Consider the following 15,360-nt stretch of genomic DNA (forward strand, 5'->3'; position numbering starts at 1 on the left):
CAAGGTTTGGGGTTTAACGTCCGCCGGTTTTGAATTAATGTCGGCGTCTATATTAACGTTCAGGTGAATCAACCCTGAGGATTACCATGAGCATGCAAAACAGCAATCACATGATTGAATTAAACCACCCAGAGCTATGGCGCGAGCAGTGTTTGTATGCCGGTAAATGGCGTGCCAGCAGCAACGGCGAGACTATCGCCGTAACCAATCCGGCGAGCGGGGCGGTGCTGGCACAGGTGCCTAAATTGTCCTCCAGCGATTTAGAGCAGGCCTTGAGCGCGGCGCACAAAGGTTTTAATTATTGGCGCGGCCTTATAGCCGTAGAGCGCGCGGCTAAATTACGCCGTTGGTTTGAGCTGATGCAAGAGCACAAAGAAGACCTAGCGCGCATTATGACCGCCGAGCAAGGCAAGCCGATTGCCGAGTCGCGCGGTGAGATCGATTATGCCGCCTCTTATATCGAGTGGTTTGCCGAAGAGGCCAAGCGCGGCTACGGTGAAATGATCCCAGCGGCAAAGTCTGGGCAGCACCTGTTAGTGCGGCCAGAGCCAATAGGTGTCAGCGTGGCCATTACCCCGTGGAATTTTCCCGCCGCCATGATCACCCGCAAAGCGGCGGCAGCGTTGGCCGCTGGTTGCTCGATGGTGGTCAAACCCGCCTCTATGACGCCCTTAAGCGCACTGGCCTTGGCGTATTTGGCGCAGCAAGCGGGGATCGATGAATCAGTGCTGAGCGTAGTGACGGGCGATTCGGCCACGGTTGGTAAAGCCTTTACCGAGTCGCGCTTAGTAAAAAAGTTAAGCTTTACCGGCTCGACTGAGGTGGGCCGCAAGCTTATGGCGCAGTGTGCCCCCAATTTGCAAAAACTTTCACTCGAGCTGGGCGGCAACGCGCCTTTTATTGTGTTTGATGATGCCGATGTAACGCTTGCGGTAAAAGGCGCTATTGCCGCTAAGTTTCGCAACACTGGGCAAACCTGCGTGTGTCCCAATCGCTTTTTAGTGCAGGCGGGTATTCACGATAAATTTGTCGCGGCGCTTAAACAGGCGATGAGCGAGCTAAAAATCGGCGATGGATTTGACGAGAGCGTCAAACAAACCTCGCTGATTAACGCCGCCGCCGTCGATAAAGTAAAACGCCACTACCACGATGCCTTGGCCAAAGGGGCCGAGTGCGTACTGGGCGATGCGCCTGGGAGTTTGCCGCACAACCGTGTCGCGCCTATTTTGCTGCTAGGCGTCACAGATCAAATGCAGTTGTGGCAAGAGGAAACCTTTGGCCCCGTGGCACCGATTATGAAGTTCAGCACCGAGGCCGAGGGCGTCGAGCTTGCCAATGCTACGCCGTTTGGTTTGGCGGCGTATTTCTATAGCCAAAACATAGATCGCTCTTGGCGGGTGGGCGAGGCGCTAGAGTCGGGTATGGTAGGTATAAACGAAGGCGGCATTTCTAATGCCATGGCGCCTTTTGGCGGAGTTAATCAATCGGGCTTTGGCCGCGAGGGCGGTCGCCAAGGCATGCAAGAATACCAGCAGCTTAAATATCTTTGTTATGGCCGCGCAGGATCTGAATAAACAACCAATACTATGACCCAGACACCACTTAATCAGCTGGAATTTAGCTTAGATATTAGCGCGACAAAACTTGAGGCTTACTATCGCGGTAGCGTGCGTGAGGTGCTGGCTTACACAACCGATGGTCGGCGGCTGCGCTTTCCGCTGTCGTTATTGCGTCCGTTTGTAAGTCACAGTGGGGTACAGGGGCGGTTTCGTATTATTTTTGATCAAGCCATGCGCTGTGAACGACTCGAAAAAATCGACGTAAGGCGCTAATTTCAGTATCCTTGCCGCCGTTTTTGACGTTTTAAGCGAGTATTTGCCATGTACAAAACTGTGCGCAACCTATTGTTTCGGCTAAACCCGGAAACTTCCCACGAATTAAGCCTAGAGTGCATTGGCGCCGGAGAGCGCTTAGGCGTCACTCGGCTGCTTGGCAAAGTACCCGATGACCCGGTCGAGGTGATGGGCCTAAGGTTTCCCAACCCAGTAGGCTTGGCCGCCGGGCTTGATAAAAATGGCGACTATTTCAACGCATTGGGCTCGCTGGGCTTTGGCTTTGTCGAAATAGGCACCATCACGCCCTTGCCACAACCGGGCAACGCCAAACCACGTATGTTTCGGCTGGTTGGCAACAACGCCATTATTAACCGCATGGGCTTTAACAACAAAGGTGTTGAGCACCTGGTTAATCAGGTTAAAACCCGCCGCTATAATGGCATTTTGGGCATTAATATTGGCAAAAATGCTAAAACACCGGTAGCCGAGGCGTTAAACGATTACCGCGCTTGTTTACGTAAAGTCTACGCCTGGGCCGATTACATTACGGTTAATGTGTCATCGCCTAACACCCCAGGGCTGCGCAATTTACAGTTTGGCGAAAGCCTAACCGAGCTGCTGGGCGGTATTAAACGCGAGCAGCGCAAACTGGCCGAAGAGCAAGAGCGTTATGTTCCCATTGCGGTAAAAATTGCGCCCGATATGGACGAGGCCGAAATCGCATCGGTAGCCGAGACCTTGCTTAAGCTCGAAATAGACGGCGTTATTGCCACCAACACCACCATTGGTCGCGAAGGCGTCGAGACCGACCCACTGCACATCGAAGCGGGCGGCTTAAGTGGCGCACCGGTAAGAGATAAAAGCACCGTTGTGATTGCCGCGCTGGCCAAAATTTTAAACGGACGTATTCCTATTATTGGCGTGGGCGGTATCGATAGTGCCGAGGCGGCGGTCGAGAAAATGGCCGCTGGCGCGAGTTTAATCCAAGTGTATTCGGGCTTTATTTATAAAGGACCGGCGCTGATTAAAGAGTGCGCGCAAGCGGTGGCGCAGTATCGCCGCGAGCACCCAAGTGAGCCAGCTAAGCCATAAATCGTCCAGTACAGCGCTAAAATGGCTAGCTCTTTTTGCTTTGCGTGCTTGCCTTACTTACAGCGCGCAGGCAAAGCGATATAGCGATCAGCTGTGGTATAGCCGGTTGCCTATCTGGCCGATCATGTGATTGGGGGTTACGGAACAGCGCGAGCAGCGCAGTAAAACGGATAAATGGGGTGTGGGGCAGGGGCTAAAACGTAATAGGCCCGCGCTAGGCGGGCCTGATCTGCTGGTGGCAGATCCTGAGTCATATTACAATGCGTCTTGCTTTAAATCAGTATGGAGCAATCCTGTATTGTTTAAAGTTGTCGTTGTTTAATACCTCAGTTCATGTTGCATGTTTCAGTGTTCATGCATCGTTTACGCTGTAGTGCTTCAGTATAGATACCTCGATTTAATGGAGGTTGCTTAGCTTTTGCACTTGCGCCGCGCGATTAAACCCGTCCCATTGATCGGTGCGCGATTCGCGCCAGCCGCTCATCCATTGCTGCCGTGTTTGACCGGTTTCATGAGGGCAAATACTCCTGGATCGTCCGTCAATACCGGCCATGTAGCCTTTACCGAATGCTCGTTCAAGTTGATCACGTTTTTGGCGTTTCATGCTTAGCAATACCTCTTCGGTTATAAACTGAGCGGGCCGTAAATTGTTAATGCGTACTAGTGGTGCAGCTGTACTGTGTAAACACCGTCGATAAGTATGCAAAAACCAGCGTCGCTCCCGTTGTGAGTACCCGTTGTAAGTACTTGTGATAAACAGTCGAAAGTGCTGAAAACCTAAGCCTCTTTTGTCAGCGACGTAAGCGCGTGCTTATGTCTGGGTGGATGAAACCCACGGCTAAGGTAAAATGTGACACCTTGAGCCGTGGCGCTAGGCTGATCAGTAACTGGGTTGCTCACCAAGTTACGTTGCGTCGCGGGTAACAAGGCCGCTTAGGGCAATACCAGCAAGTAAAACTGGTACAGTTGTCACCTTTGACTTGGGTTGCGCACCTGTTGGCCGTAGTGGCTCCGTCCCCCCAGGGGATATGTTGCTAGCAGGGCGCAAAACCCCATGACGCTCACCCACTGGATCGGGCGTCAAACTTGGCGCTTAGCGCCGTTTACTGATCTGGTTGTCCGCCGTTGCCGGTAGGAATTTACCGACATGCGCTGTATGATTTTCAGCGGCGGACAGCCAGTACACCAAAATCTAACAGCTTTGTGAACGAACGAATTTTTATAGTGAGAGACGTTAATAGATCGTAAGAGTCTTAACAAAAACACCCCATTTGGGAACCGTTAGGTGCACAAAGTGTCCCGGCGGCCAGACAAGCAGGCTAATACCTGTTTTCACCTGTTTTGAGAATGCCTAACCCATGACTGCCGAAGCCCAATTTTTTGCCACTTGCCCTAAAGGGCTCGAATCTTTGCTACTCGACGAGCTTAAAGCCCTAGGGGCCGACAGTGTCCGTGAAACAGTGGCGGGGGTGTACTTTAGTGGCGATATCAAAAAAGCCTACGAGGTATGTTTGTGGTCGCGCCTAGCCAACAAAGTATTAATGCCTTTAGTGCAAGAGCGCGCCGAAACCGCCGACGATTTGTATCGCGTCGCACGCGCTATTGATTGGCAGCAGTACTTAAAACCCAGCGGCACTTTATTGGTCGATTTCTCGGGCGAGAACCGCAATATTCGCAACACCCAATTTGGCGCAGTAAAAATTAAAGATGCCGTGGTCGATAGTTTTCGCGATGACACAGGCGAGCGCCCCGATGTCGCAAAACGCGATCCAGATCTGCGCATTAACGCCAGATTGTCACGGGGCAATATCACCATTGGTTTAGACCTGTGTGGCGAAAGCTTGCACCGCCGTGGGTATCGTAAATCACAAGGCGAAGCCCCGCTTAAAGAGAACCTAGCGGCGGCTATTTTAATTCGCGCCGGCTGGGGCACCCCCGGCACCAATGAGGCATTGCTCGACCCCATGTGCGGCTCGGGCACCTTCTTGATCGAGGCGGCCATGATCAGCGCCGATATCACCCCCGGTTTAATGCGCCCCAGTTTTGCGTTTGAACGCTGGATCAATCACGACCAACACGCCTGGCGCGAGTTGCGTGAACAAGCGCAATCCAGAATGCGCCGTGGGCTCGAGCGCGACCTGCCCGAGATTCGCGGCTACGACGCCAACTTAGGCGCAATACGTGCCGCCGAAGAAAACATTGTCCGTGCCGGCTTTGACGATTGGCTGCGCGTTAGCCGTAAAGAGCTGCGCGAGTTTGTTAAACCCACCCATAAACCCATGCCCAACGGCATTATCGTTACCAACCCGCCTTACGGTGAAAGGTTGGGTGAGGTTGAGGCAATGAAGAGCCTGTATCGTCACTTGGGCGAGCGGATGCGCGACGAGTTTACCGGCTGGCGCGCGGCGGTGTTTACCGGCAACCCAGATCTGGGCAAGCAAATGGGCGTGCGGGCGCAAAAAAAATACAAGCTCTTTAATGGCACGATCCCCAGTGAATTGTTGTTGTTTTCAATCGAGCCCGAATACACCGTGCAAAATAAAGCGGCACCCATAGGCCCAACCGAACAACTCAATGCCGATGGCGAAGTGGTGTTGTCTAACGGCGCGCAAATGTTACTAAACCGTTTGCAAAAAAATGCCAAAAAACTTAAAAACTGGCGCAAACGTACGGGCGCTACTTGTTATCGTCTGTACGATGCCGATATGCCCGAATACGCCTGCGCGATTGATGTTTACGAAGGCGTGGTAGATGGCACCAAAACCCCGCGTCGCCAAGTACACGTGCAAGAGTATCAACCGCCGCGCTCGATTGATGAAAACAGTGCGGCAGAGCGCTTTAGAGAAATCGAGGCGGCCGTGCCAATCGCACTGGATGTAGCGCCCGAATCCGTTAGCTTTAAACAACGCAGGCGTAACCGTGGCGTTATGCAATACGAAAAGCTGCATGAAAAACCCATGGGCGAGCTACTGCAAGTACAAGAGGGCAATGCTCGCTTGCTGGTTAACTTATGGCAGTACTTAGATTCTGGCGTGTTTCTCGATCATCGGCCCCTGCGCCTGCGCATTGCCGCCGAGGCCAAAGGCAAACGCTTTTTAAATCTATTTTGTTACACCGCTGCCGCCTCCGTGCAAGCGGCGTTGGGTGGCGCGCGCTTTACCCTTAGCGTTGATATGTCGCAAACCTACCTTAATTGGGCCAGCCGTAATCTGGCGATGAACGGCCTAAGCGAATCCCGTAACCGCTTAGAAAGAGCCGATTGTGTCCAGTGGTTAAAAGATGCCGACCAAAAGTTTGATTTAATTATGCTCGACCCGCCGAGCTTCTCAAACTCTAAAAAAATGCTCGATGTATTGGATGTACAGCGCGACCACGTAAGCTTAATTCATCAGTCTATGCGAATTTTAGACGATGGCGGTGTGTTGTATTTCTCCAACAATTTGCGCAGCTTTAAGCTCGATGAAGACGCCCTAACAGGCTATAAAGTCGAAGATATCTCCAAGTCGACCATCGACGAAGACTATTCGCGCAATCAAAAAATCCATCAGTGCTGGCGTATTACCCAGCTATAGCATCGGTGATGCAACAGCGATAATGTTATGTGGCTAAAGCGGGCGGCAAATTATCTATGGCAGCGCAACCCCATAACGCGGGTTGTTTATGCCCGTGCCGATCGCGGTTTAAAAATCATCGCGCTGAGCTTAATTTTGGTGTTTGTCAGTGTGCTGCCTTATGCCCTAGCGGTGTTGTTTGATTGCGCAGTATCGGCCCGCGTGCAGCTGGTGTGGTTGTTTGCCATTGGTGCTGCGCTGGCGCATGTGGGGTTTGTGGTGGGGTTGGTGTTGTTGATTTATGATCGGTTGTGGATGAGATAGGGTGCCGCTAGTGCGGGCTTTTTATTGCATATAGCCACTTCGTTATAGACCGTAGTCATATGACTTACAATAGTGCAGCCTTCAGTTCACTTGCCTTCAGTCGCCGGGCGGGCGAGTTACTTCTTGCTCAGCGAGAAAAAAGAATTAATGATGAGATGGGGGCTTCATAAAGGTTTTTTGGCGTCAGGCATTTTTTATGATTGTTTTGCGCCGGACGTTTGGCATCAATCTCAAACTGCGCCAAATTCAACGGTGAATATGAGACGGCTTACTTTCAGATTCTGAAATCGCAATAATAAATTTGATATTTGGTAAATGTTTCAAAGGCTTAAAGATCAAAATTCACGCTATTTAACAAATATGATACATTGCTGTCTGCCGTTCAAATTGGCTTTTTAACCGTTCTACAAAACCGCGCCAAAGTTAGGGAGACAATATGATTTACAGTGAGTTGAGCTGGGTTTTTAAAAGTTTTCTAGGCGTGATACATTGCTGGGCGCATTTTTCAACACGCACATTAATAAGCTGTTATTCTCACGCGAGGATGTAAAGTTTAATGAAAAAATATAGGTGGGCTGTTTTAAGTTATTTTTGTTATATTTTTTCCTATACCTTAATGCTTTGGGTTTCATACTCTATGTACCAAGGCGGTCACGTTTTTCATGTTTCTGACTTGCCTGAAATAATAATGTTTTTCCTTGCTCCTTTAGTTATAGCCGGTGTGATTTCAGGTGCGGTAAGAATATTTAAGAGTGGTTCATCCGTAAATATTTTTACTCTGACGGTCTCGGTGGTTTCTGCTTTAGGTGTGTTTATAAATTCATTTGCAGCCTATTTAATATGGTGGTCTACCACGCAATAAAGCATAACAAGGGTAGTTTGGGCGACATATTAGTCGTCGCGCCTACGTCGCAACAACTAATATGCGCCAACTACAGGCGTTAGGGCTACAGAATGAAGTCAGCGCTGTTATTAATCATATTATTTTCATCATTCGCATATGCTGAGTTTCAAGGAGATGGAACATACTCCAAAGAAACAGATGAAAACGTATTTCTATGGTTTGATTTCCATAACCATGAAATTATTTTTCCTACATTTCCAATAAATCGGATCGGCAATTACAGCTGGCAGTTTGAAGGCTATTGTTCAAACAATGGCAGTTTTAGCGTTGATTTCATTACAGTGTCTACAGAGATGCAAACTTGGTGGCAGGACGAAACTAATTTAGAAGTTGAAGTTGTAAATAATCAGGGGCAATCTTTATTTAAAAAATCTGGCGCTTTAAATTCATATCAGGCCACTTACAAAATAAGGGATTGCAAAGTAATAACTAGACAAGACTGTCCCCCTCTAGAAAATGAGTGGACAACATCATATTATTTTATGTCTGACCATGGTGGCAAACTACATGAGGGTAGATCCATAGTGCTCTCCAATAAAAACAAAGAAACAACCGTTAAAAAAGAAGAGCACCATTACTACAATGTAGTTCATGATGCTGAAATAGGTTGTGGGAAATACGTTGTCACTGCGAAAGTAAACAAGCCATTCTGGGGTCATACCGTAAATGGCAAAATTAGAATTGTTTCAGGCTGGAAATAAAGCCCTAAGGATCAATAGGGTCAGAGTCGTTGATTTTTTGTGGGTTTAGATTAGGCTAAAATTATCGGATTGTAAGTTAAATTCAAGGATGAGCTTATGGCACGCTTACGGCGCCCCTATCTTTTTGATTGCCCTCAGCACGTTATACAGCGTGGCAATAATCGCGCTGCCTGCTTTTATTGCGATGAAGATTATAAAACTTACTTGTACCACCTGAAAAATGCTGCGGATAACTACCAGGTCGCTATTCATGCCTTTGTGTTAATGACGAATCATGTGCATTTATTGGTTACCCCCAGTGACAAAGATGGTGTCAGTCGTATGATGCAGTCATTGGGCCGCCGCTATGTACAGTACTTTAATTACACTTACGAACGAACTGGCACTTTGTGGGAGGGACGTTATAAATCCACTTTAGTGGATTCTGATACGTACCTATTGTAAGCGCCAAACCAACCACCCACTATACGAATCAATCCTAGGCCAGTAACCTCCCAGCTTTCATCAATAGGAGGTTCACATGAAAAAGCATCGCAGCCAATCCGACTGGCTGACTCTGATCGAGGAGTTCGAGCAAAGCGGATTAACTCAAGCCAAGTTCTGTGCCGAACGTGGGCTCAACGCTAAATACTTCAGCCTGCGACGGACAAAGCTTAAAGCTCGTCCTGAACCAAGTAGGTTTTCCCGAACCGTACTGGCCGAGCCTAAGCCGTCCGGTGAGGCAACGATACACTACGGCTCTGTCGCGGTGAAGCTTCCCGCCGGCGATGTGGACACTATCGCACAACTGGTCAAGGCTTTGGCTGCATGATCCAGTGGCCGGCAGATATTAAGGTCTACCTACACCGCGAGCCGGTAGACTTTCGCAAAGCGATTAACGGATTAAGCGTTATCGTTCAGGATGAGATGGCGATTTCGCCTTTTGATCCTGCGCTGTTTGTCTTCTGCAACAAAAAGCGCAGTCAACTTAAGGTGTTGTACTGGGATGAGACGGGTTTTGCTCTGTGGCAAAAGCGCTTAGAGCGCGATAAGTTTAAGTGGCCCAAGCGCTTGCCGGAAGATCCTGTGGTACTGGATCACGAACAGTGGCAATGGCTCTTGCGCGGGTTTGATATCGCTCAATTAAAACCGCATGAAACGCTGTTTTACCGAGACGTTCGTTGATGAGTTTTGGTAAAATAGCGGCATGTCAGAAATCGCACCGCTTGAACACAAAATCAAAGAGCTTGAAGCGCAACTTGAAGAACAAGAAACGCTTTTAAAAAGCCGTGCGAGTCGCATCAGCACCCTCGAAGAACTCATTAAACAATTTCAACGCAAGCAGTTCTCTGCCAGCAGTGAAAAGCTCTCTAAGGATCAGCTCGATCTAGGGCTGTTCAATGAAGCCGAATCGGCAGAGAAAGGCGAGGCGAGCGAACCCGCTGAAGCCACACAAGAAGACACCATTGATGTCCCGTCTCATACTCGCCGTAAGCAACCACGGGTCAGCCTACCGGCGAACCTTCCGCGTGAAGAGGTGTTGTATGAGTTGCCTGAATCCGAGCGGGTGTGCCCGCACGATGGCGCCGAGCTAAAGGCTATCGGCACTGAAGACCACGAGCAACTGGATATCATCCCCGCCCAGGCCAAGGTGATCGTCCATCGGCGCCAGAAGTACGTGTGCCCTTGCTGCGAAAAGCACCACGTCACCGCCACCAAACCCAAACAGCCCATTGAAAAAAGTATCGCCAGTGCAGGGCTGCTCGCTTATGTGGCTACCCAGAAATACTGCGATGCACTGCCACTGTACCGCCAGAGTGAGATCTTTAAACGCGCCGGGTTAGCCCTGGACCGAACCAACCTTGCCAACTGGATGATCCGTTCGGGGCAGCTGGTGCAGCCGCTGATTAATCTCTTGCATGACAAGCTGTTAGCGCAGCCTGTCATCCACTTGGACGAAACCACCGTACAGGTTCTCAACGAGCCAGGGAAAACCGCTGAGAGCCAAAGCTACATGTGGGTGATGGGCAGCTTCGCTGCCAGTCCCACCGTGCTGTTCCACTACGCCGACTCCCGGCGTCAGTCGGTGCCGCTGGATTTACTCGATGCGAGTGTGGGTGCCATCATGGTCGATGGTTACGAAGGCTATGGAAAAGCGTGTACAGACTACCGCATCACCCGCTTAGGGTGCTGGGCTCACGCCCGGCGCAAATTCATGGACGCCAAAACCGTCCAGAAAAAAGGCAAAGCTGGCAAAGCCGATCAGGGCTTGGCGCTCATCCAAAAACTGTACGCCTTAGAAAAATCCATAAAGGATCAGCCGCCAGATGAGCGCTACCGAAGGCGGCAACAAGAGGCGAAACCCGTCATCAACAAACTGCGAGCCTGGCTGGAAAAAAGCCTGCCTAATGTGCCGCCGCAAAGCGCGATCGGCAAGGCATTACTCTACCTGCATAATCAGTGGGATAGGCTTGTCCGCTATCTGGACGGCGGTGCTTACCCGATCGATAACAACCGGGCAGAGAATGCCATACGTCCGTTTACCGTGGGGCGGAAGAACTGGTTGTTCTCTAATAGCCAGGCCGGTGCCAATGCCAGCGCCAATCTTTATAGCTTAATCGAAACGGCCAAGGCCAACGGCCTGAATCCGTATGATTACTTGAAAGTGGTTTTTAAAGAGCTGCCCAATGCGCAAAGTGTTGAGTCGATCGAGGCGCTACTGCCATGGAACGCTAGCATCAAGTTAAACCAATCATAACCGGGTGGTTGGTTTGGCGCTTACTACCTATTTACCGTTTACCGATACATTGAGCTAAATCCGGTGAGGGCATGTATGGTAGAGCATGCAAGCGAATACCCGTGGTCGAGCTATCAGCATAATGCGGTTGGTCGTACTATCAGTTTTATTACGCCTCATGAGCTATATAATGAGCAAGGTAAAACCCTTGGTGAGCAACAGCGTGCATACAGAGCATTTTTTAAAGGTAGAATGCCTGAAGCGGATATACAAAAAATACGTGAAGCGACCAATAAAGCATGGTTGTTAGGCAGCGAACGCTTCAAGAGAGACTTCGAGGTTGTAGCCGGCAGGAGGGCGGAGCCAGTAAAGCAGGGCGGCGATCGTAAGTCACAACAATGGCGAGATCGAAATCAGCGACTCTGACCCTATTGATTCTCTTTCTCGGTCGACTGTTAATTTAAACTGCGATCTGATCGCAGCGTTGCTGAGTTATATTGGCCATACTCTCTGTTTTTGGTACGATATTAGGGTTAGATGAAAAATAGCGTTTTTTCATCTGACCCTAAATTCTTATAATGAGGTGGGTATGGCGTGTTGGCGTATGCAGTTACACCCAGATGATTCTGGGAATTCAGCTTTTCATTCTGCACAGAGTTTATCCGCAGGGTTTATCGGTTTAGATTTTGCTGAGCGCGTAGGCGATTTGGAGTTTGAAGAATTGGAGCGGATTCCTCAACACCAAAAAGATTATGTCGCTTTTGTAAGCCAAATGAAGGTCGGTGATAAAGTTCTGATTATCTCTCATCACTTTCCATTTGCCGTTTGCACTGTATCTGGCGGCTACAACTATATAAAAAATCCAGTACCAGAGTTGGGCGTATGGTTCCGACATTTTCGAAGAGTAGACAACGTGAAGTATTTTGCTGATTTTAAAACTAATGCAAAAGCTTGGCAGCAAATAAAAATGACAGACACAATTTCCCCTCTTGTTAACGAAGGGACTTTGTCGCTGAATCTAATTCGTGAGATGTATCCTGAAACATAACAAACTGTTTAAGAGGGATTCGCAACGCGTGGCATTTTTACTATGTGTTGAAATTAGTGATTAAGGTGGTTTGTGGCAGCATCAGTATTGCGTTGCTCACCCCTTGGCAGGACGTTAAGTGACTATGCAAACAAGCACGTGACTAGCCATTGTAGTTATTGCCTTTCTGATGCAAGTGACGGTCTTCGCGGCCATGGACAAATGGGCATGTTATGACTGTAATGCACAGCGATTGACTTATGGACTTTTGCTGTTTGGAAACGTGCTCGTAATAGCGTTTATAATTTTGGCAATCCGAGAATCAGATAGAGAGGTTTCTATGTGGGTCATTATTCCATCAACTGCACTATCCTTGATTACAGGTCTGTCATCTCTTGCTCTAGTAGTCTGGTTTGCAATGCCCTTTCTAAGGTATCAATAAGTGATTCTCGAAAGGCCACACTTAACAAGTTACTGCAGACCTCCATTCCAAAGCAATTTATCGCAGGCGTTATTCGACCGTGTTAGCTATAACCAGTAAGCACCATCTATTATTGCGGTGTTTTTTTATGTCGTTTTTCTGCATTACATTCAATGAGGTACTTTAATTTTGATTAAATTCTACAGTGAAGAGTCGGCGGATTTTGTTATGCTGGATAGCTCTGCTGCTCAGTTGCTTACTATGATGGGCTACGGTGGCAGCACGGAAGGGGCGGTTAATGGTGCAACGCTGGCTACTGCCCAGGAGCGTTTAATCGCGGCCATCGCGCGTGAGCAAGATAACCCGGCCAGTGCTAACCCTGATGAACAGAGCGGGAGCGATGACTGGAGTGAAGATGAAGACAGCGATGAGCCTGAGGCGGTGACTGTGTCAGCTCGTACCGCACCGCTGATCGCCATGCTGCGCCGGGCCAGCGATGCTGACGGTTATGTGATGTGGCGCTCTGCCTGAGGTTGGCAAGCTGTCGTCATGCTGCGGTATCTGCCTCACACCACGATCCAATATAACGCTTGATCTTGCGGGTTATAACCCAGCAATGCCCACTACAGAGCCTAGAGTTTATGTTAACACCCGATCCAGAGAAGATTTTAAGCTTTACCACGCCAAAAGATCTGGGTGATTGGCTTAAGGTGAATCACGCCCGCGAAAGTGAGTTGTGGCTGAAGATGTATAAAAAAGACTCTGGCGTGCCAAGTGTGACGTGGAATGATGTAGTGGTTGAGGTGCTGTGTTGGGGCTGGATTGATGGGATTAAGAGGTCACTGGATGAGCATGCTTTTTTGCAGCGCATTACCCCAAGAAAAGCCCGCAGTGGCTGGTCAAAAAGAAACCGGGAGCATGTAGAGCGTTTGATAACCGAGGGCCGGATGACGCAATCGGGGCTCGCGCATGTTACGGCCGCTAAGGCCGATGGCCGGTGGGATAATGCTTATGCGGTGAGTGAAATGACGGTGCCGGAGGATTTTCTGGCGGCATTAGCGGGCCAGCCTGCGGCACAGCAGTTTTTTGCAACTCTGACCAAATCGAGTCGTTATGTTATTGCCCATGGGTTAAGCAGTGCGAAGAAACCAGAAACCAGACAGCGGCGTTTTGAAAAATATATGGGTTTACTGGCCCGGCAAGAAAAACCGAGCTAAATCATACGGCTGCTTGCGGTTTTTAACTGCGTTAAACCGTGCATTAGGCTTTATACTTGGTATTGCTTACCGGCTAAAATACAAAGCTTTAGCCTTATACGCGAGGTTGAGGTTGAGGTTGGGCTCGCGACATAAAATAAAAAGCTCGGGCGTGTTACGTGAACCGTGATAATACAAGCTTAGGTATTTTAGGGGGTTAGGGTGGGGATATTTGAGTGGTTGAATAACCAATTTCTGAAGATGGAATGGCTGTTTTGGCTGGTTCGGGTTTTGGTTGAGGATGTGTTTGGTTTGTCGATGGCGACAGCCTCGGGTGCTAGCCTACACTTTTTTATTTACGATGTTATTAAGATCTTCATTTTACTTGCGGTGCTTATTTTTAGTGTGTCGTGGGTGCAAAGCTATTTTCCGCCGGAGCGCACCAGAAAAATCTTGGGGGGCATGAAAGGCTTTAAAGCGAACTTGACCGGTGCGTTAATGGGTACGGTAACGCCTTTTTGTTCCTGCTCTTCTATCCCGTTGTTTATTGGTTTTACCAGCTCTGGTTTGCCACTTGGGGTAACTTTTTCATTTTTGATCTCTTCGCCATTGGTTGATTTGGCGTCGGTTATTTTGCTGGCCAGTATCTTTAACTGGTCGATCGCGATCGCTTATGTGGTTGTCGGTTTGGTGCTTGCCGTTATTGGTGGCACTATTATTAGTAAGGCAAATATGACCCGCTATGTAGAGTCTTTTGTATTGCATAGCCCGGTGCTGGATGTTCCGCAGGCAGAGCTTACCCGTAAAGATCGCTTGGATTATTCCGTCGCCCAGGTTGCCGATATTTTTAAGCGGGTTTGGTTGTATGTCTTAATTGGCGTGGGCATAGGGGCGGTTATACATAACTGGTTGCCGGAGTCTTGGATTACAACGGTGCTGGGTCAAGATAATTGGTGGTCGGTATTGGTTGCCACCTTAATCGGCGTGCCGATGTATGCGGATATTTTTGGCACACTGCCGATTGCCGAGGCGTTGGTTGGCAAAGGGGTAGGGCTTGGGACGGCGCTGGCCTTTATGATGGCGGTTACTGCGCTATCGCTGCCTTCGCTTATTATGCTTAAAAAGGTGATTAAAGCGCCGTTGCTGGTGCTGTTTGTCGGAATTGTCGCCTGCGGTATTATCATTATCGGGTTTATTTTTAACGCATTTGCTTACTTACTTATTTAAAGGAGAGCTTGGTTGTGAAAATTAAAATATTGGGTTCGGGATGTAAAAAATGTAACACCCTGACAGAGAACGCTCAGGCGGCGCTGAGTAATTTGGGGTTAGAGGCCGAAATCATCAAAGTTACAGATTATGCCGAGATAGCCGCACATGGGGTAATGTCGACTCCAGCGCTGGCGATTGATGACAAGGTCGTGTCGATGGGGAAGGTGCTTTCGAGCTCAGAGATAGAGCCGTTACTGCAATAATACCAAGCCTTTAATGTGTAACCGCGCATTAAAGGCTAGTTTGTCTGAGTTTGTCCTCCTCCACTGAGTTTAATGCCTTGCTTAAAACGTTTGTTTGACGGGCTTGTTTTTCCCCTCACGC

General features: G+C 49.1%; 18 protein-coding genes. 17 read left to right on the plus strand and 1 reads right to left on the minus strand.

Features of this window, described 5'->3' with window-relative positions:
- Positions 1-86: 86 nt before the first annotated feature.
- The 3 genes from GILYN3_RS03410 to GILYN3_RS03420 are packed head-to-tail and all read left to right on the plus strand — an operon-like array spanning position 87 to position 2,927.
- Positions 87-1,574, plus strand: a complete 1,488-nt coding sequence (locus GILYN3_RS03410; RefSeq protein ID WP_049721557.1) for an NAD-dependent succinate-semialdehyde dehydrogenase — start codon at positions 87-89, stop codon at positions 1,572-1,574.
- A gap of 12 nt (positions 1,575-1,586) precedes the next feature.
- A complete protein-coding gene (locus GILYN3_RS03415; protein ID WP_049721558.1) occupies positions 1,587-1,832 on the plus strand; it encodes a DUF2835 family protein in 246 nt (81 codons plus the stop codon).
- Between the two features lie 48 nt (positions 1,833-1,880).
- Entirely contained in the window at positions 1,881-2,927 is a 1,047-nt protein-coding gene (locus GILYN3_RS03420; RefSeq protein ID WP_049721559.1) for a quinone-dependent dihydroorotate dehydrogenase, read from the plus strand.
- 397 nt (positions 2,928-3,324) lie between these two features.
- Here GILYN3_RS03420 and rmf read toward each other — a convergent pair whose 3' ends face one another.
- Complete coding sequence (gene rmf, locus GILYN3_RS03425; protein WP_049721560.1) at positions 3,325-3,531, minus strand: ribosome modulation factor; 207 nt, start codon at positions 3,529-3,531, stop codon at positions 3,325-3,327.
- Positions 3,532-4,285: 754 nt separating this feature from the next.
- Between rmf and rlmKL the strand changes: the two genes are divergently transcribed.
- The 14 genes from rlmKL to GILYN3_RS03490 all read left to right on the plus strand — a co-directional run bounded on the left by rlmKL (position 4,286) and on the right by GILYN3_RS03490 (position 15,239).
- On the plus strand, positions 4,286-6,499 hold the full coding sequence (gene rlmKL / locus GILYN3_RS03430) for a bifunctional 23S rRNA (guanine(2069)-N(7))-methyltransferase RlmK/23S rRNA (guanine(2445)-N(2))-methyltransferase RlmL (RefSeq protein WP_049721561.1): 2,214 nt from the start codon (positions 4,286-4,288) through the stop codon (positions 6,497-6,499).
- A 27-nt stretch (positions 6,500-6,526) separates the two neighbouring features.
- Complete coding sequence (locus GILYN3_RS03435; RefSeq protein ID WP_049721562.1) at positions 6,527-6,802, plus strand: hypothetical protein; 276 nt, start codon at positions 6,527-6,529, stop codon at positions 6,800-6,802.
- Positions 6,803-7,358: 556 nt separating this feature from the next.
- Positions 7,359-7,664, plus strand: coding sequence for a hypothetical protein (locus tag GILYN3_RS16600; protein ID WP_157484847.1), 306 nt, complete (start codon positions 7,359-7,361; stop codon positions 7,662-7,664).
- Between the two features lie 92 nt (positions 7,665-7,756).
- On the plus strand, positions 7,757-8,407 hold the full coding sequence (locus tag GILYN3_RS03440; protein ID WP_049721563.1) for a hypothetical protein: 651 nt from the start codon (positions 7,757-7,759) through the stop codon (positions 8,405-8,407).
- Between the two features lie 96 nt (positions 8,408-8,503).
- Complete coding sequence (locus GILYN3_RS03445; protein ID WP_198147269.1) at positions 8,504-8,851, plus strand: transposase; 348 nt, start codon at positions 8,504-8,506, stop codon at positions 8,849-8,851.
- A 76-nt stretch (positions 8,852-8,927) separates the two neighbouring features.
- Positions 8,928-9,218, plus strand: coding sequence for an IS66 family insertion sequence element accessory protein TnpA (gene tnpA / locus GILYN3_RS03450; RefSeq protein ID WP_049721475.1), 291 nt, complete (start codon positions 8,928-8,930; stop codon positions 9,216-9,218).
- Positions 9,215-9,571, plus strand: coding sequence for an IS66 family insertion sequence element accessory protein TnpB (tnpB, locus tag GILYN3_RS03455; protein WP_049721474.1), 357 nt, complete (start codon positions 9,215-9,217; stop codon positions 9,569-9,571). Before tnpA ends, tnpB begins: the two co-directional genes overlap by 4 nt.
- Before the next feature lie 22 nt (positions 9,572-9,593).
- A complete protein-coding gene (tnpC, locus tag GILYN3_RS03460) occupies positions 9,594-11,144 on the plus strand; it encodes an IS66 family transposase (RefSeq protein WP_049721473.1) in 1,551 nt (516 codons plus the stop codon).
- Positions 11,145-11,219: 75 nt separating this feature from the next.
- Positions 11,220-11,549 (plus strand): hypothetical protein, encoded by a 330-nt coding sequence (locus GILYN3_RS03465; protein WP_049721564.1) that lies wholly within the window; start codon positions 11,220-11,222, stop codon positions 11,547-11,549.
- Between the two features lie 178 nt (positions 11,550-11,727).
- The gene (locus GILYN3_RS03470; protein WP_198147270.1) at positions 11,728-12,171 is read left to right on the plus strand and encodes a hypothetical protein; all 444 of its coding nucleotides are present in this window, start codon (positions 11,728-11,730) and stop codon (positions 12,169-12,171) included.
- A 589-nt stretch (positions 12,172-12,760) separates the two neighbouring features.
- On the plus strand, positions 12,761-13,102 hold the full coding sequence (locus GILYN3_RS03475; protein WP_049721566.1) for a DUF1840 family protein: 342 nt from the start codon (positions 12,761-12,763) through the stop codon (positions 13,100-13,102).
- A 110-nt stretch (positions 13,103-13,212) separates the two neighbouring features.
- Entirely contained in the window at positions 13,213-13,788 is a 576-nt protein-coding gene (locus GILYN3_RS03480) for a YdeI/OmpD-associated family protein (RefSeq protein ID WP_049721567.1), read from the plus strand.
- A gap of 201 nt (positions 13,789-13,989) precedes the next feature.
- A complete protein-coding gene (locus GILYN3_RS03485; RefSeq protein ID WP_049721568.1) occupies positions 13,990-14,994 on the plus strand; it encodes a permease in 1,005 nt (334 codons plus the stop codon).
- A 14-nt stretch (positions 14,995-15,008) separates the two neighbouring features.
- On the plus strand, positions 15,009-15,239 hold the full coding sequence (locus GILYN3_RS03490) for a thioredoxin family protein (protein ID WP_049721569.1): 231 nt from the start codon (positions 15,009-15,011) through the stop codon (positions 15,237-15,239).
- The last annotated feature ends 121 nt before the right edge of the window (positions 15,240-15,360 follow it).

Origin of the sequence: Gilvimarinus polysaccharolyticus, from assembly GCF_001187555.1 — a bacterium.
GTDB classification, from domain to species: Bacteria; Pseudomonadota; Gammaproteobacteria; order Pseudomonadales; family Cellvibrionaceae; genus Gilvimarinus; species Gilvimarinus polysaccharolyticus.